This is a genomic window from Streptomyces sp. NRRL F-5650, assembly GCF_000721365.1.
Lineage (GTDB): Bacteria > Actinomycetota > Actinomycetes > Streptomycetales > Streptomycetaceae > Streptomyces > Streptomyces ardesiacus.
This window is the reverse complement of sequence record NZ_JOGV01000009.1, coordinates 210,367-227,380: the sequence shown is the minus strand read 5'-3', so window position 1 is coordinate 227,380 and position 17,014 is coordinate 210,367. Positions and strand designations below refer to the sequence as shown.

At 72.2% G+C, this 17,014-nt stretch carries 10 protein-coding genes; 3 read left to right on the top strand and 7 right to left on the bottom strand.

Going from position 1 to position 17,014, the window contains the following annotated elements; all coding sequences use genetic code 11:
* Window positions 1–345: 345 nt before the first annotated feature.
* Window positions 346–2,919, bottom strand: coding sequence for an aminopeptidase N (gene pepN / locus IG88_RS0111510; protein WP_031038479.1), 2,574 nt, complete (start codon window positions 2,917–2,919; stop codon window positions 346–348).
* A gap of 112 nt (window positions 2,920–3,031) precedes the next feature.
* On the opposite strand from pepN (IG88_RS0111510), the gene IG88_RS0111505 reads away from it, so the two are divergent.
* Entirely contained in the window at window positions 3,032–3,544 is a 513-nt protein-coding gene (locus IG88_RS0111505; protein WP_051851874.1) for a DUF1203 domain-containing protein, read from the top strand.
* 15 nt (window positions 3,545–3,559) lie between these two features.
* Here IG88_RS0111505 and IG88_RS0111500 read toward each other — a convergent pair whose 3' ends face one another.
* Together IG88_RS0111500 and IG88_RS0111495 are read right to left on the bottom strand one after the other, a co-directional pair.
* Window positions 3,560–4,576 carry an aspartate-semialdehyde dehydrogenase gene (locus IG88_RS0111500; protein WP_031038475.1) on the bottom strand — a complete coding sequence of 339 codons (1,017 nt, stop codon included), beginning with the start codon at window positions 4,574–4,576 and terminating at the stop codon, window positions 3,560–3,562.
* Between the two features lie 401 nt (window positions 4,577–4,977).
* A complete protein-coding gene (locus tag IG88_RS0111495; protein ID WP_031038472.1) occupies window positions 4,978–8,274 on the bottom strand; it encodes a S8 family serine peptidase in 3,297 nt (1,098 codons plus the stop codon).
* Between the two features lie 314 nt (window positions 8,275–8,588).
* Here IG88_RS0111495 and IG88_RS0111490 point away from each other — a divergent pair, with 314 nt between their 5' ends.
* Window positions 8,589–9,725 (top strand): serine hydrolase domain-containing protein, encoded by a 1,137-nt coding sequence (locus IG88_RS0111490; protein WP_031038469.1) that lies wholly within the window; start codon window positions 8,589–8,591, stop codon window positions 9,723–9,725.
* 19 nt (window positions 9,726–9,744) lie between these two features.
* On the opposite strand, the gene IG88_RS0111485 is transcribed toward IG88_RS0111490, so the two are convergent.
* Entirely contained in the window at window positions 9,745–10,830 is a 1,086-nt protein-coding gene (locus IG88_RS0111485; protein WP_031038467.1) for a hypothetical protein, read from the bottom strand.
* Between the two features lie 189 nt (window positions 10,831–11,019).
* Entirely contained in the window at window positions 11,020–13,653 is a 2,634-nt protein-coding gene (gene pepN, locus IG88_RS0111480; RefSeq protein ID WP_031038465.1) for an aminopeptidase N, read from the bottom strand.
* Between the two features lie 160 nt (window positions 13,654–13,813).
* Here pepN (IG88_RS0111480) and IG88_RS0111470 point away from each other — a divergent pair, with 160 nt between their 5' ends.
* Complete coding sequence (locus IG88_RS0111470; protein WP_031038544.1) at window positions 13,814–14,452, top strand: DsbA family protein; 639 nt, start codon at window positions 13,814–13,816, stop codon at window positions 14,450–14,452.
* 144 nt (window positions 14,453–14,596) lie between these two features.
* Here IG88_RS0111470 and IG88_RS0111465 read toward each other — a convergent pair whose 3' ends face one another.
* Together IG88_RS0111465 and IG88_RS0111460 are read right to left on the bottom strand one after the other, a co-directional pair.
* Window positions 14,597–15,238 carry a superoxide dismutase gene (locus IG88_RS0111465; RefSeq protein WP_031038463.1) on the bottom strand — a complete coding sequence of 214 codons (642 nt, stop codon included), beginning with the start codon at window positions 15,236–15,238 and terminating at the stop codon, window positions 14,597–14,599.
* Between the two features lie 154 nt (window positions 15,239–15,392).
* Window positions 15,393–16,778, bottom strand: coding sequence for an amino acid permease (locus IG88_RS0111460; RefSeq protein ID WP_031038461.1), 1,386 nt, complete (start codon window positions 16,776–16,778; stop codon window positions 15,393–15,395).
* Between the last annotated feature and the right edge of the window lie 236 nt (window positions 16,779–17,014).

The window sequence follows — 17,014 nt, the reverse complement described above, 5'->3', positions numbered from 1 at the left end:
GGCGGGTTCACCGCGGCCGTGCCCTGGGCCACCCGGCGCACGGGCCGCGCCGCCGCGGGTTCCACGGGGACGCCGGGCAGGAGTCCGGGGCCCCCGCGGGGCGGGGCAGGACCGGGACGCCCGCCCGCCGTGCGGCATGCGGGCGGGCGTGGTGCCGTGGCGCGGTTTTCCGCCGAGGCCGCGGGCGGTGCCGGGGGCTTCGGGTGGCGGGGCGGTTGCCCGGGGCGGGCGGGTGGAGGGGCGGGCCTGCCGAAGCCGGCGGGCCCGCCCCCGGGCCGGGGTGTACACGTGCGAGGGGCGCCCGCGTCGTGCACGTGCCGGGCGCCCCTCCCCGCGTACCGCGGCCTACTCGGCCGCCGCCGCGTCCGCGGCCTGGGCCTTCAGCGCGCGCTCGATGCCCGAGCGGGACTCCGAGACCAGGCGGCGCAGGGCCGCGTTCGGGGCGGCGGAGGCCAGCCAGGCGTCCGTGCGGTCCAGGGTCTCCCGGGAGACCTGCACCGCCGGGTACAGGCCGACCGCGATCTGCTGGGCCATCTCGTGCGAACGGGACTCCCAGACGTCCTTCAGCGCCTCGAAGTACCGCTCCGTGTACGGCGCCAGCAGCTCGCGCTGGTCGGTCTGGACGAAGCCCGCGATGACCGCCTCCTGCACGGCGTTCGGCAGCTTGTCGGACTCCACGACCGACTCCCAGGCCTCCGCCTTGGCCGCCTCGGTCGGGCGGGCCGCCCGCGCGGTGGCCGCGTGGCGCTCACCGGCGGCGGTCCTGTCCCGCTCGTACTCCGCCGCGATCTCCGACCCGCCGAACCGGCCCACGGCCGCGAGCCGCTGCACGAACGCCCAGCGCAGCTCGGTGTCGACGGCCAGGCCCTCGATCGTCTTCGTGCCGTCCAGCAGCGCGTCCAGCAGGTCGAGCTGTTCCGGCGTCCTGGCCGTCGCCGCGAAGGCCCGCGCCCAGGCGAGCTGGTGGTCGCTGCCCGCCTCGGCGGCCCGCAGGTGGGCCAGCGTGGCCTCGGTCCAGCGGGTGAGCAGCGCCTCGCGGGCGCTCGGGGCGGCGTACTGGTCGATGGCCAGCTTCACCTGGCGGTGCAGCGACTGCACGACACCGATGTCGGACTCCTTGCCGATGCCCGACAGGACGAGGGACAGGTAGTCCCGGGTGGCCAGTTCCGCGTCCCGGGTCATGTCCCACGCCGACGCCCAGCACAGGGCGCGCGGCAGGGACTCCGTGAAGTCGCCGAGGTGCTCGGTGACCACGGCCAGGGACTGCTCGTCCAGGCGGACCTTCGCGTAGGACAGGTCGTCGTCGTTCAGCAGCAGCACCGCCGGGCGGGGCCTGCCCACCAGCTCCGGCACGGACGTCAGCTCGCCGTCCACGTCCAGCTCGACCCGGTCCCCGCGCACCAGCTTGCCGTCGCCGTCGAGGTCGTAGGCGCCGATCGCGATGCGGTGGGGGCGCAGCGTCGGCTCGCCCTTGGCGCCGGCCGGGAGCGCCGGGGCCTCCTGGCGGATGGCGAAGGAGGTGATGACGCCGTTCGCGTCCGTCTCGATCTCCGGGCGCAGCACGTTGATGCCGGCCGTCTCCAGCCACGCCTTCGACCAGGTCTTCAGGTCGCGCCCGGAGGTCTCCTCCAGCGCGCCCAGCAGGTCCGACAGACGGGTGTTGCCGAACGCGTGCCGCTTGAAGTACGCCTGCACGCCCCGGAAGAACGCGTCCTCACCGACGTACGCCACGAGCTGCTTGAGGACGCTGGCGCCCTTGGCGTACGTGATGCCGTCGAAGTTGACGAGCACGTCGTCCAGGTCGTTGATGTCCGCCATGATCGGGTGCGTGGACGGGAGCTGGTCCTGCCGGTACGCCCAGGTCTTCATCTGGTTGGCGAACGTCGTCCACGAGTGCGGCCACTTCGACCCCGGCGCGGCGGCCTGGCAGGCGGCCTCGGCGTAGGTGGCGAAGGACTCGTTCAGCCACAGGTCGTTCCACCACTCCATGGTGACCAGGTCGCCGAACCACATGTGCGCCAACTCGTGCAGGATCGTGGCGGCCCGCACCTCGTACGCGGCGTCCGTCACCTTGGAGCGGAACACGTACTGGTCGCGGATGGTCACCGCGCCCGCGTTCTCCATCGCGCCCGCGTTGAACTCCGGCACGAAGAGCTGGTCGTACTTCTTGAACGGGTACGGGTAGTCGAACTTCTCCTGGAACCAGTCGAAGCCCTGCCGGGTGACCTCGAAGATCGCGTCCGCGTCCAGGTGCTCGGCCAGCGAGGGGCGGCAGTAGATGCCGAGCGGGACGGACTGGCCGTCCTTCTCGTACACGCTGTGCACCGAGTGGTACGGGCCGACGACCAGCGCCGTGATGTACGACGAGATGCGCGGGGTCGGCTCGAACTCCCAGACGTTGTCCTTCGGTTCGGGCGTCGGCGAGTTGGAGACGACCGTCCAGCCCTCGGGCGCCTTCACGGTGAACTGGAAGGTCGCCTTCAGGTCCGGCTGCTCGAAGCTGGCGAAGACCCGGCGCGCGTCCGGCACCTCGAACTGCGTGTACAGGTACGCCTGGTCGTCCACCGGGTCGACGAACCGGTGCAGGCCCTCGCCGGTGTTGGTGTACGCGCAGTCGGCGACCACGCGCAGGATGTTGCGCCCCGGCAGCAGCCCCGGCAGGGCGATGCGGGAGTCCTGGAACACCTCGGCGGCGTCGAGGGCGTCGCCGTTCAGCGTCACCTCGTGGACCGTCGGCGCGACCAGGTCGATGAAGGACTCGCCGCCGCCCTCGACGACGTCGAAGCGCACCGTGGTCACGGACCGGTAGGTACCGCCCTCCTGCGCGCCGGTGAGGTCGAGATCGATCTCGTACGAGTCAACGGTCAGCAGCGTCGCCCGCTGCCGCGCCTCTTCGCGAGTCAGGTTTGTGCCAGGCACGCGGTCATCTCCTCGTTATGTGTGGGTTCTGCCATCCTTCCACGTGTTCTGTGTCCAACGCGATGTCCGATTTCCGCCGGTGCGCGGCGCGTCCGCGCGCGAGCCTGGGCCCATGAACGAGTGCACCGCACACGCCGTCCCCCCGGCCACCCTCGACGAACTGCGCGCCACCGACGACGCGGGCCGCGTCCCCGCCCCCGTGACCGACGACGAGGGCGGCGCCCCGCTGCGCTGCTGTCTGCGCCACAGCCGCGCCGGTGAGCGCATCGCGCTCGTCTCCTACGCCCCGCTGCGCCGCTGGGCGTCGGCCACGGGCGCCGACCCGGGCGCCTACGACGAGCAGGGCCCCGTCTTCATCCACGCCGGCGCGTGCACGGGACCGGAGACGGACGGCCTCCCCTTCACCAACTCGCACCGCATCCTGCGCCGCTACTCCGCCGACGGGCACATCCTGGGCGGGCGGCTGATCGGGGACCCCGGCGCCTTCGCGTACGGCCTCCGGGAAGCGTTCGACGACCCGGCCGTGGCGTTCGTCCACGTCCGGGCCGTCGAGTACGGCTGCTTCCTCTACGAGGTCACCAGGGACCAGGGGTGTCGTTCGGATCAGGCCGCAGACGCGGGGTGATCCGAACGACACCCCCTAGCCCTTCAGCTCCGCCGCCACCAGCTCCGCGATCTGCACCGCGTTCAGCGCCGCGCCCTTGCGCAGGTTGTCGTTGGAGACGAACAGGGCGAGGCCGTTGTCCACGGTCTCGTCCCGGCGGATGCGGCCGACGTACGACGGGTCCTGGCCGGCCGCCTGCAGCGGGGTCGGCACCTCGGTGAGCGCGACGCCGGGGGCGCCGGCCAGCAGCTCCTTGGCGCGCTCCACGCCGAGCGGACGGGCGAAACGGGCGTTGATCTGCAGGGAGTGGCCGCTGAAGACCGGCACGCGCACACAGGTGCCGGAGACCTTCAGCTCCGGGATCTCCAGGATCTTGCGGGACTCGTGGCGGAGCTTCTGCTCCTCGTCCGTCTCGTGCAGACCGTCGTCGACGATCGAGCCGGCCAGCGGCAGCACGTTGTACGCGATCGGCGCCACGTACTTCTCCGGCTTCGGGAACTCGACCGCCGAGCCGTCGTGGGTCAGCCTGGGGGCGTCCGCGCCGACCTTCTGGACCTGCTCGAACAGCTCGTCCACCCCGGCCAGGCCGGAACCGGACACGGCCTGGTAGGTGGCGACGACCACGGCTTCCAGGCCCGCCTCCGCGTGCAGCGGACGCAGCACCGGCATCGCGGCCATGGTGGTGCAGTTCGGGTTGGCGATGATGCCCTTGGGGCGGTCGGCGACCGCGTGCGGGTTCACCTCGGAGACCACGAGGGGCACCTCGGGGTCGCGGCGCCAGGCGGAGGAGTTGTCGATCACGACGGGACCCTGCGAGGCGACCTTTTCGGCCAGCGCCTTGGAGGTGGCACCGCCCGCCGAGAACAGCACGATGTCGAGCCCGGAGTAGTCCGCGGTGGCCGCGTCCTCCACCGTGACGCCGTCCAGCTCCTTGCCCGCGCTGCGCGCCGAGGCGAACAGGCGCAGCTCGGTGACGGGGAAGTTCCGTTCCGTGAGGATCCTGCGCATGACCGTGCCGACCTGACCGGTGGCTCCGACGATTCCGACCCTCACGGTGACTCCTTCTCCGTTTGTGCGCGTGTCTTCACGCGTGCTTTGCTCGGCCGAGACTTTTCCATCATGGGGCGAAGCCCGGCCCGCCTGTCCAATCCATTGCGCGGTGTGCCCGCACACTGGGACGCGGCGGCTCGGACACGAGGTGCGTTCCTTGCGCGGGAATCCCGGCTGAGCTGCAGAAATTCCGTCACCCCGCCCCCGCGCCGCAAGCTGTGCTGTTCCGCCCCTGCCCACCGCTCCCCACCCCACACGACGATGTGACGTATGCCTCGTGCGCCCCGTACCCCGCAGGGGGCGAGGCAGGGCGTCACGCGCAGGGGAGAGGAGGGACACCGTGCGCGAAGGGAGAGGGGCGGACGCCCGAACCGCGCGCCCGCCCCTCCCGGTACCGCAGCGGACTACGGCACGACCTTCCCGATCCGCACGCTGCCGAGGCCCGCGACCGTGCCGTGGGCGTTGACGAGCTGGACCCGGCCGAAGAACTCGCGGCCCTCGGGGGCGGCGGCCAGGGCCGTGACGCTGCCCGTGACCGTCGCCGAGGCGCCCGTGCCGAGCTTCACCGCCGCCGAGCCGTCCACGGAGACCGAGCCGAGACCGGCGGAGAAGTACACGTCCCGGTAGTCGTACTCCGTGCTGCCCGACGGCACCGAGTAGCCCGCGACCACGACGGTGTAGGTACCGGCGGCCGGCTTCGCGATCGACACCGACTCCTCCGAGTCCCCGTCGGCGGACTGGGCGACGACGGCCCCGTTCGCGCCGTAGACCGTCAGGTCCAGGTCGGCGGCGGCGTCGGAGACGCCCCCGATCGCCACGTCCAGCGACTCGGCGCCCTCGGGCACCTCGACCGTGGAGGTGGCCGTCTCCCCCTGCTTGATCGTCGGGCGGGACGTCTCGGAGGAGCCGAGCGGGCCGCCGACCAGCTTGCCCTCCAGCGCGGCGTACTTGTTGGTCACCGTCCAGGAGGCGTCCGCCGGGGTGCCCGCCTTGGCCTCGGGCACGGTCACGACCTGCGGGTCGAAGGCCGCGCCGAGCACGGAGACGTCCAGCTCGTAGGGGTTGTCGAGCAGCGGCGAGGTGCGCCGGGCCTCGACCTCGACCTCCCAGACGCCGGGCTGCGGGTCGGCGTACGCGCGCACGTCGGGGCGGCAGCCGTTGCCGTCGAGGTAGTTGTTGTAGCAGTACGGCGTGGAGGTGTTGTCGGACGGGACGCCGTACGGGTGGATGGAGATGAACCGGGTCTGGCTCTTGCCCTTGAGCCCGCCGATCGCCACCTCCAGCGACTTGGCGCCCTCGGGGACGGTCACGAAGTAGGACGCGGTGCTGTTGCGCTGCACCGAGCCCTTCGCCGAGAAGTCGTACGTCAGCGGGGCGGAGACCACGACCGTGGTCAGGACCTGCTGGTCGACGCCCTCGGTGCGCGGGTCGTCGACCTCCAGGATCGCGCTCTTGAGACCGGCGGAGCCCGGCCGCGCCTCGACCTTGACGGTCACCGGCTCGTTCAGCGGCAGCTTCACCTCGTCACGGCCGACGACGCGGAAGGTGTTCCCCGCGTTGTTCTCGAAGTGCAGCTCGTGGCGGAGCGCCCGGTCCGGGCCGGAGGTGCGGGTGAGCGTGATCTCGTACGTCTTCTTCTGCCCGGCCCGCAGGCCGCCCTCGCGGTCGTAGAGGCCGGTGCCGTGCCCCGGGGTCTCCAGGAACTGGTCGATCGCGGTGTCGACCGGTGCCTTCACCGTGTACTCGTGGGCGGTGGCGCCGCGCCGGATCGACTTCCAGGCGTCGGGCACGTTGATCAGGCCCGCGCCCTCCTCGTACGCCTGCGCGCCCTTGATGTGGTCGGCGGTGGAGGTCAGCGCCGTGCGCAGCTTCGCCGGGGTCAGGTCGACGCGGGCCTGCTTGGCCGCCGACAGCAGCAGCGCGGAGGCGCCGGCGGCCTGCGGGGAGGCCATCGAGGTGCCCTGGAGCATGCCGTAGCCGGCGGGCAGGTCGTAGCCCGCCTCGGGGACCGGGGCGCCGGGCATCCAGGTCTGGATGGAGTTGACCGCCGCGCCGGGCGCGGTGAGCGTCGGCGTGAAGCCGCCGTCCTCACGCGGTCCGCGCGAGGAGAACGGCATCATCTGGTACTTGGTCTTCACCTCGGAGCCGTAGTTGGCGGCCCAGGTCTCGCGGGAGATGGACGCGCCGACCGAGATCACCTTGTCGGCCAGGCCCGGGTCGCCGATGGTGTTGGCGCCGGGTCCGGAGTTGCCCGCGGAGATGACGAGCTGGACGCCGTAGGTGTCGATGAGCCGCGTGTACAGCTCGGCACGGGCGTTGTTGCCGTCGTTGAGGGCGGGCAGGCCGCCGATCGACATGTTGACGATGTCGACGCCCCGGTTGATGACGAGGTCCGCCATGCCCTCGGTGAGCGCGACGTTGGTGCAGCCGCCGCTCCAGGTGCAGGCGCGGGACGACACGATCTTCGCGCCGGGCGCGGCACCGTCCATGCGGCCGCCGAACAGTCCGTGGGCGGCGGCGAGTCCGGCCACGTGCGTGCCGTGCTCGGACTCGATGACGCCGATGTTGACGAAGTCGGTCTTGGCGCCCGCGGAGTTGTAGACGACGTCCTTGCGGATCTCGACCACGAACGGCTGGCGCTCGGCCACGTCCGTCTTCGGGTCGTCGGTGCCGAAGTACCCGACCTGGAAGCCGTCCTTGTACGGCTTCATCGGGGTGTCGTCGGAGAAGTCGTGGTTGTTGTTCAGGTCGACGCGGACCGTGCCGGCCTTCGCGTCGTACAGGACACCCCAGGAGTCGGTGGTGTCGCCGTCCCGGTTGGCGTCGCCCGCCGCGTCGCCGCCGGTGGTGTACGACTCCAGGAAGGTGCTGACCCGGTACTCGCCCGCGGGCGCCGTCCAGGTCTGCCCGCCGTAGGTGAAGGTGGGGCCGGAGACCGAGGTGGTCATCGGGCGCCAGGTGCGGTCGCCGTCGACGACGGGGTCGGTGGCGGTGACCCAGTCGACGATCTTGCGCTCGCCGGTGGTGGTCTTCTGCAGCGCCGGATGGGCGAGGTCGACGCCGGAGTCGAGGATGCCGATGGTGACGCCGCGGCCGTCCGCCTTGGGGTTCTTCTTCACGAAGTCGACGGCGCCCGTCTCGAAGGACGGGTTGTACGGGTTCTCGGCGGGCGTCCCGCGGCCGGGCGCCGGGTAGGAACGGCCCTGGTGCGAGGCGCCCTCGGCCATGTCCGCGCTCGGCGTCGGGTCGTCCAGCTCGATCTCGTCGCGCAGGTCGATGCCGTGCACGGAGGAGAGCTTCGCGGCGGCGGCGATGGCCGCGTCCGCCCTGGCGGTCGGGACGGTGGCGCGGACGTAGCCCAGCTCGTCGTAGGTGCGGCCGACGGAGCCGCCGGGGACCGCGTTCAGTTCCTTCGCCACCTGCGCGGTCGCGCCCGGCGCGGTGGCGATCATCATCGTGACGTTCTTCTCGCCGCCGGCCTTCGCGGCGGCGAGCAGGTCCGCGTCGTGGGAACCGAGCTTGTCGTGGGCGGACTTGACGGAGGCGTCCGCGGGCGGCGCGGCCGGCGCGGGTCCGTCGGCGGCCAGGGCCGCGGGCACGGGCCCGACGGCGGCGAGCGCGGCGACGAGGCCCGTGGCCAGGACGATCCGCGCCGCGCGTCTGACGCCCGGTATCGGTTCCCGCTCGGGGGTGTGGGTCATCGGCATCCCTTGGAGTGAAGGAACGTACGGAACGACCGGAACCGATCGGTCCCGGCCGAAGTGGTCCGGAATCCGATCCCGGACGACCGCTCAGCCTTACGCAAGGGGCCGACCTTTGGGGAGAGTTGTCCGGGACGGGACGGAGCGATGGCGTACTTCCGCCATACGCCACCGGGGACACAAGGGGTGGCCCGTGACAACCGAGGCGGAGGAGGGCCGAAAGGTGCTCAACCCTCCCGGACCGAGCAACCCTCCGGCCGCCCCTCCGGTCTCTCCCCGGACCGAGCAGCACGGAACACAGGAACGGGGAAGACATGACCGCACGCGTACGCACCACCCTGGCGGCGGCCTGCGCCGTGGCACTGTCGGCGGCGCTGGCCGCCCCGGCCGTGGCGGCGCCCGCCGCCCACGGCCACGACGCCACCGACCGCGCCCTGAAGGCAGCGGTCGCCGACGGCGTGCCCGGTGTCACCGCGACCGCCCGCACCGACCGGCGCACCTGGTCGGGGACCGCCGGAGTGGGCGACCTCAGGACCGGTGAGCCGCGTTCCGAGCGGGACCGCTACCGGGTGGGCAGCATCACCAAGACCTTCGTCGCCACCGTCCTGCTCCAACTGGAGGCCGAGGGCAGGCTCTCGCTGGACGACACGGTGGGCGAACGGCTCCCGGGCGTGGTCGAGGGCCACGGCCACGACGGGGACCGCATCACCCTGCGCCAGCTCCTGAACCACACCAGCGGCGTCTACGACTACACGTCCGACGAGGCGTTCCGCCGCGACCGCTTCACCCGGGACGGCTTCGCCGAGCACCGCTACGACACGCTGACACCACGGCAGTTGGTCGCGATCGCCACCTCCCACGCGCCGGACTTCGCACCCGGCCAGGGCTGGTCGTACTCCAACACCAACTACATCCTGGCCGGCATGGTGATCGAGGAGGCCACCGGGCGCCCCTACGCCGAAGAGGTGCGCCGCCGCATCATCGGCCCGCTGAAGCTGCGCGCCACCTCGGTCCCCGGCACGCGGACCGGCCTGCCGCAGCCCAGCAGCCGCGCCTACTCCAAGCTGGACGGGACGGCGACGGACCCCACCCACGACGTCACGCGGCTCAACCCGTCCATGGCCGGCTCGGCGGGGGAGATGATCTCCGACTCCGCCGACCTGAACCGCTTCTACACCGCCCTGTTCCGGGGCAGGCTGCTGCCCGCGGAGCAACTGGCCGAGATGACCACCACGGTGCCCGCGCTGCCGGGTGCCTCCTACGGCCTCGGTCTGATCAAGCGGGACCTCGACTGCGGAGTGACCGTCTGGGGCCACGCCGGCGGCATCCACGGCTCCTCCTCGGAGGCGGTGACGACCCGGGACGGCCGGCACGCGCTCGCCCTCAACTTCAACGGCGACTGGTCGGGCGACAGCCAGGCCGTGATCGAGGCGGAGTTCTGCGGCGACTGACCCGGGCGCCGCGCCGGGGCTACCGGGGCAGCACCACGACGTAGGCCGCGGGCTCCCGGTCCCCGGCCGCCGTCAACGCCGTACGCACGACGGCCGCCTGCTGCTCCGGGCAGGCACGCAGCCCGCGCGGGGCCAGGCGCACGACCGTGATCCCGAGCCGTTCCAGGTGCTCGCGCCTGCGGGCGTGCTCCGCCCGGGCGGCGTCGTCGTCCTCCTGCTCGCGGTGGGCCCGGGTGTCCAGCTCCACCGCCACCGCCTGCTCGGGCCAGAAGGCGTCCACCCCGCCCAGGTGGGGGCCGCCGGGCAGGCGCAGGTCGACGTTCCAGACCGGCTCCGGCAGCGCGTGCTCGCGCACCATCCGGTACAGCCGCTGCTCGGCCAGCGCCCGCCCCTCGGCGACCAGCGAGTCCACCGCGTCCACCACGTGCGGGCGGCTGAGCAGCCGGGCCCGGTTCAGCTCCCGCACCACGGCGGCCGGTTCGCAGTGACCGTCGCGCACCGCCTCCCGCAGCAGCTCGCGCACGGTGCCCGGATCGGCCGGCTCCGCCACCGCGTCCGCCAGCGCCCGCGCCACCGGCGCCACCGGTACGCCGGTGACCTCCACGGCGGTCGGCAGCGCGGCCGTCCGCACGATCCGCGCGCAGCCCGTCGTACGCAGCCGGCGCAGCCGCGGGACCAGGACGTCGATGACGTCGAGGGACGGCAGCGGGGGAGCCGCGGCGAACCCGTGCAGCGCCAGCGCGGCCAGGCCCGTGATCACCGCCTCCCCGTAGGCGGGCACGGGCGCCTGCGCCGCACCCGGCTGCACCGGCACCGAGGCGGCCCTCCCGGCCCCCGCACCCGCGGGCGTGCCCGGAGCGCGGTCGCGCCCCGCGTACAGGAGCACCGCGTGCAGACGCTCCTCGCTGGTGGGCGGTCCCGGGTGCAGCAGGACGACGTTCGGCAGCAACCGCTGCCAGGGCCCGCCCGGCCGGCACTGCTCGTCGGTCTCGGCGGCGGAGACGCCGTGCGCCCGCAACTGGGCGGCCGTCATCAGCCGGCGCCGGCCGTCGGCCAGTGCGTGGAGCGGGCGGGGGCGGGGGGAGAGCGGGGTGTTGTGCGTCATGACCGGCACTGTCCCCGTGTCCGATCCGCGCCTTAACCCCTGTTACACACCCATCGCCGAACCGGGACGAGCCCGGACCGCGGTACGGGTGTTCGGACGCCGAAACCCCTGGTCCGTACGGGTGGGACCAGGGGTTACGGCTGCTATTGACCGCGTTCCGTAACGACGCCGGAACGCCCGGGAGCGGGCCTACCGGCCGCCGGAGGCCCCGTCGCGGGCCTGCGCCCGCAGGGCCCGCGCGAGATCGTCCCGCCCTTCCAGCACCAGCCGCCGCAGGGCCGGTGCCGCGTCCTCGTGCGCGGACAGCCACGCGTCGGTCGCCTCCAGCGTCTCCCGCGAGTCCCGCAGCGACGGGAACAGGCCCCGGACCACGTCCATCCCGATCTGGATGGACCGCTCGGCCCACACCCGCTCGATGGCCGCGAAGTACTTCTCGGTGTACGGCGCGAGCAGTTCCCGCTGCGAGGGCTGCACGAAACCGGCGATGGTCGCCTCCACCAGGGCGTTGGAGAGCTTGTCCGACTCCACGACCTGCGCCCAGGCCTGCGCCTTGACCACGTCGGAGGGCCGCGCGGCCAGGCAGCGCACCTGGTGCCGCTTGCCGGAGGCCGTGTCGTCGCGGGCCAGCTCGGCCGCCAGGACCGGCTCGTCCACCGCCCCGTGCGCGGACAGCGGGGTGAGGAAGGTCCACCGCAGCTCCTGGTCCACCTCCAGCCCGTCGATCTTCTCCGTGCCCTCCAGCAGACCCCGCAGCACCGCCAGGTCGGCCTCCTCCGCCGCCACCGACGCGAAGAACCGCGCCCAGGCGAGCTGCTGCTCACTGCCGGGCGCCGCGTCCCGCAGCTCGCGCAGCGCACCCTCGGCGAGCAGCCTGCCGCCCGTCTCCCGCCAGTCCGGAGCGGCGTAGTGCACCAGGGCCGAGCCGGCCCAGGCGTGCAGCATCTGCAGGACGCCGATGTCGGACTCGCGCCCCGCGAACCGCAGCACCAGCGCCGCGAAGTCCCGGGCCGGCAGCAGCGCGTCCCGCGTCATGTTCCACAGCGCCGACCAGCACAGGGCACGGGCCAGCGGGTCGGTCACCGCGCCCAGGTGCTCGCGCAGCGTCGCCAGCGAGGTCTCGTCGAAGCGCGTCTTGCAGTACGTGAGGTCGTCGTCGTTGACCAGGACCAGCTCGGGCGCCTCGGCACCCGCCAGCTCCGCGACCAGCGTGCGCGGACCCTCGACGTCCGCCTCGGCGCGCGCGTACCGCTCCAGGGCGCCCTCGGCCGTGCGCCGGTACAGGCCCACCGCCACCCGGTGCGGGCGCAGTTCGGGGTGGGACTCCGCCGCCTCCTGCACCACGGCCAGCTCGTCGACCGTGCCGTCCGCGCCCAACAGCACCTGCGGCGTGAGCGAGTTGACGCCGGCCGTCTGGAGCCAGGAGCGTGCCCAGGCGGCCATGTCCCGCCCGCTGGTCTCCTCCAGGACCGACAGCAGGTCGCCCAGGCGCGTGTTGCCGTACGCGTGCCGCTTGAAGTAGCGCCGCGCGCCCTCCATGAAGGCGTCCTGCCCGACGTACGCCACCAACTGCTTGAGCACGCTGGCGCCCTTGGCGTAGGTGATGCCGTCGAAGTTGAGCTTGGCGTCCTCCAGGTCACGGATGTCGGCCGTGATGGGGTGCGTGGAGGGGAGCTGGTCGGCGCGGTACGCCCACGCCTTGCGGCGGTTGGCGAAGGTGATCCAGGCGTCCTTGAACCGGGTCGCGCCGACGTTGGCGAAGGCGCCCATGAAGTCGGCGAAGGACTCCTTGAGCCACAGGTCGTCCCACCACTCCATGGTGACCAGGTCGCCGAACCACATGTGCGCCATCTCGTGCAGGATCGTGTTGGCGCGGCCCTCGTACGACGCCCGCGTCACCTTCCCGCGGAAGATGTACTCCTCCCGGAAGGTCACCATCCCCGGGTTCTCCATCGCGCCGAGGTTGTACTCCGGCACGAACGCCTGGTCGTACTTCCCGAAGGGGTACGGGTAGTCGAAGTGGTCGTGGAAGAAGTCAAGGCCCTGCTTGGTGATCAGGAAGACGTCGTCGGCGTCGAAGTGCGGGGCGAGCCCCTTGCGGCACAGGGCGCCGAGCGGGATCTCCAGCCGCGTGCCGTCCTCGAGGACGCGCTCGTAGGAATCCGTCACGTAGTGGTAGGGACCGGCCACGACACACGTGATGTACGTCGAGATCGGCTTGGTCTCCGCGAACCGCCACACGCCGCCCGCCCGCCGCCCGCCGCCACCCTTCTGCGGGAGCGCTGCGCGCCCTTCCTCCATGCGCTCGCCCGCGCCGTTGGACCACACCGTCCACTCCTCGGGCGCGCGCACCTCGAAGCGGAAGGGCGCCTTGAGGTCCGGCTGCTCGAAGTTGGCGAAGACCCGGCGGGAGTCGGCCGGCTCGTACTGGGTGTACAGGTACACCTCGCCGTCCTCGGGGTCGACGAAGCGGTGCAGGCCCTCGCCGGTGCGGGAGTAGGCGCACTGGGCGTCGACCACCAGCTCGTTGTCGGCGGCCAGGTCCTCCAGGGCGATCCGGGCGCCGTCGAAGACCTCGCTCGGGTCGAGGTCGCGGCCGTTGAGGGAGACGGCGGTGACGCTCGGGGCGATCAGGTCGGCGAAGCTGCTCGCGCCGGGCTCGTTGCAGCGGAAGCGGATCGTGGTGACCGACCGGAAGGTGCGCGGACCTTCGCCCTCGGCCTCGCCGACGGCCGAACGCACGTCGAGGGACACCTCGTACCCGTCGACGGACAGCAGTGCGGCCCGCTCCCGGGCCTCGTCGCGGGACAGATTCTCACCGGGCACGGGCGGCACTCCTCGGATCGTGGTCGGACACGTGTGGTGTTCAGTATGCGGACAGCACCGATCCTGCCATGCGCCCCTGACACCCGGCAGCCGGGAATGGGCGGGACCGCCGGCCGGTTGCTCCGGGAAACGGCCCGTCACGCGCCACATGAGGAGAGACATGTCCGAGAAGACGCCTGTCGACTTCTGGTTCGACCCGCTGTGCCCCTGGGCCTGGATGACCTCGCGCTGGGTGCTGGAGGTGGAGAAGGTCAGGGACATCGAGGTCCGCTGGCACGTGATGAGCCTCGCCGTCCTCAACGAGGACAAGCTCGACGAGCTGCCCGCCGAGTACCGCGAGATGCTCGAGGTCAAGGCGTGGGGCCCGGTCCGCGTCGTCATCGCGGCCCGCGAGGAGCACGGCGCCGAGGTGCTCGGCGACCTCTACACGGCGCTCGGCACCCGCATCCACAACCGGGACGAGGGGCCCGGCCGGGAGACGGTCGCCGCCGCCCTGAAGGACGTCGGCCTGCCCGAGTCCCTCATGGACCACTGGGACGGCACGCCGTACGAGCCCCAGCTCCGCGCCTCCCACAAGGAGGGCATCGACAAGGTCGGTCAGGAGGTCGGCACTCCGGTCATCGCCGTGCCCGGCGCCGACGGCGAGCAGCTCGCCTTCTTCGGCCCGGTCGTCACCCCCGCCCCCAAGGGCGAGGACGCCGCCAGGCTCTGGGACGGCACCCTCGCGGTCGCCTCCGTGCCCGGCTTCTACGAGATCAAGCGGACCCGCACCAAGGGCCCGGACTTCAGCAACCTGTAGGCGGCACACCCCGCCCTTCCCGCGCACAGGAAGCCTCCGCGCACAGGAAGCCCCCGCGAGTCACGTCCTCGCGGGGGCTTCCCTCATTCCGCCTGCCCGGTGAAGGGTGAGAAGACGATCACGAGGCAGGACGACCGGAGGCGCTCAGGGCGCCAGCAGCAGGGTGTTCGTGCGGGACTTGGCGGCCTCGTAGCGCCGGGCCACGTCCTGCCAGTTGACGACGGCCCACATGGCGTCGATGAAGTCCACCTTCTGGTTCTTGTACTGCAGGTAGAAGGCGTGCTCCCAGGCGTCGAAGACCAGGATCGGGGTGGAGCCCTGGCCGACGTTGCCCTGGTGGTCGTAGACCTGCTCGACGATCAGCCGGCCGCTCAGCGGCTCGTAGGCGAGGACGCCCCAGCCGGAGCCCTGGGTGGTCGCGGCGGCCTTGGTGAGCTGCGCCTTGAAACCGGCGAAGGAGCCGAACGACTCGGCGATCGCGTCGGCGAGGTCACCGACACCGTCGGCGGCCAGGGGTTCGCCGCCGCCGTCGCCGGTCATGTTGTGCCAGTAGATCGAGTGCAGGATGTGGCCGGAGAGGTGGAAGGCCAGGTTCTTCTCCAGGCCGTTGACCGAGCCCCACGTCTCCTTGTCCCGCGCCTCGGCGAGCTGCTCGAGGGTGTCGTTGGCGCCCTTGACGTACGCGGCGTGGTGCTTGTCGTGGTGCAGCTCGATGATCTCGGGACTGATCACCGGGGCCAGCGCGGAGTAGTCGTACGGCAGTTCAGGAAGCGTGTAGACGGGCATGGTGGATCCCCTCCGACCTCTTATTGCAAAAGGCTTGCAAGTGCACGCTAGCAGCAAGAGGTCGAAGAGGCGCGCAGGGCCGGACACGCGGTACACGAAAGGGCTCCCGCACGCGACCGTGCGGGAGCCCTTCGGGCGTTCCGGGCGGGGGCGGCTAGCCGAGGCGGGCCCGCCGCCGCTGCCGGGCGTACCCGACGGCCGCCAGGAACAGGGTCATCCCGCCCGTCGAGTAGAGCTGCACCCGCGTGTCCGGCTCGCGGGCCATCAGCACGAACACCGCGGCCATGCCCGCCAGCGCCACCCAGGTCAGCCACGGGAAGCCCCACATGCGCACCACCAGCCGCTCGGGCGCCTCCCGCTCCAGTCGGCGGCGCAGCCGCAGTTGCGAGGCGGCGATGAAGATCCAGACGACCAGGATCACCGCGCCGATCATGTTCAGCAGCCAGGAGAAGACGTCGTCCGGCCGCCAGTAGCTGAGCAGCACGCAGCCGAAGCCGAACAAGGAGGAGACCAGCACCGCGATCCGCGGCACCCCGCCCGACACCCGGCCCAGCGCCTTCGGCCCCTGCCCCCGCTCGACCAGCGAGTAGCCGATGCGGGAGGCGCCGTAGATGTTGGCGTTCATCGCGCTGAGCAGGGCGACCAGCACCACGACGTTCATGAGCTGACCGGCACCCGGGATGCCCAGCTCGTCGAGGGCGGCGACGTACGGGCCCTTCTCGACGACCTCGGGGGAGTCCCACGGGACGAGCGTCACGATGACCGCCATCGAGCCGATGTAGAACAGCGCGATCCGCCACATCGCCGTCCGTACGGCGCTCGCCACGCCCTTGACCGGGTTCTCCGACTCGGCCGCCGCGATGGTCACCGTCTCCAGGCCGCCGTAGGCGAACACCGAGGCGAGCAGGCCGATGATCAGGCCGTTGCCGCCGTTCGGCAGGAAGTCGCCCAGGTGGGAGGTGCCGGGGGAGTCGGTGCCCGGCAGGACGCCGCAGATCGCCAGCACGCCCAGCACCAGGAACAGCGAGATCGCGCCGACCTTGAGGGCGGCGAACCAGAACTCGAACTCGCCGAAGTTCTTCACGGCGGCCAGGTTCGTCCCGCAGAACACCACCATGAACAGCGCCACCCACGCCCACTCGGGCGTCCCCGGCAGCCAGCCGTGCACGATCTGCGCGGCGCCGATGCCCTCCAGGCCGACGGCCGTGCACAGCAGCACCCAGAAGGCCCGGCCCGCGGTGAACCCGGCCCACGGCCCGATCGCCCGCTCGGCGTGCGCGGAGAAGGAACCGGACGACGGATACGCGGCGGACATCTCGCCCAGCATCCGCATCACCAGCATCACGAGGAGACCGGAGAGGGTGTAGGCGACGACGATCGAGGGCCCGGCGGCGGCGATACCGGCACCGGAACCGACGAACAGCCCCGCGCCGATCACGCCGCCGAGGGCGATCATCGACAGGTGGCGCTGCTTGAGGCCGTGGGAGAGGGAGGCGTCCACCGGCTGCTGGGGCGCCGTGGAGGTGGTGCTGTTGGACATGGAGCGGCTCGTCCAATGCGTGGGGGGCTCGGGCAGGGCAAAAACGCCCACAGTCTCCGGTCTCGCGCCGGCCGGCGACAGCGGACGCCCACGATACGGACGGACCGGATGCGGAGCGTGACAGTCCGAATGCGGCGTTCCGCTCAGCGGTGACGCCCGCCTCACCCCCTCGGTGACCGGTGTCACCCGCGTCCATGTGTATCCCGCGCCCTTTGTCGGGAGCCCACCAAGCCGAC

Coding starts and splice junctions, on each gene's coding strand:
- IG88_RS0111505 (WP_051851874.1), top strand. CDS start 3,032: ATGAACGAGTGCACCGCACACGCCGTCCCCCCGGCCACCCTCGACGAA.
- IG88_RS0111495 (WP_031038472.1), bottom strand. CDS start 8,274: ATGACCCACACCCCCGAGCGGGAACCGATACCGGGCGTCAGACGCGCG.
- IG88_RS0111490 (WP_031038469.1), top strand. CDS start 8,589: ATGACCGCACGCGTACGCACCACCCTGGCGGCGGCCTGCGCCGTGGCA.
- IG88_RS0111485 (WP_031038467.1), bottom strand. CDS start 10,830: ATGACGCACAACACCCCGCTCTCCCCCCGCCCCCGCCCGCTCCACGCA.
- IG88_RS0111470 (WP_031038544.1), top strand. CDS start 13,814: ATGTCCGAGAAGACGCCTGTCGACTTCTGGTTCGACCCGCTGTGCCCC.
- IG88_RS0111465 (WP_031038463.1), bottom strand. CDS start 15,238: ATGCCCGTCTACACGCTTCCTGAACTGCCGTACGACTACTCCGCGCTG.
- IG88_RS0111460 (WP_031038461.1), bottom strand. CDS start 16,778: ATGTCCAACAGCACCACCTCCACGGCGCCCCAGCAGCCGGTGGACGCC.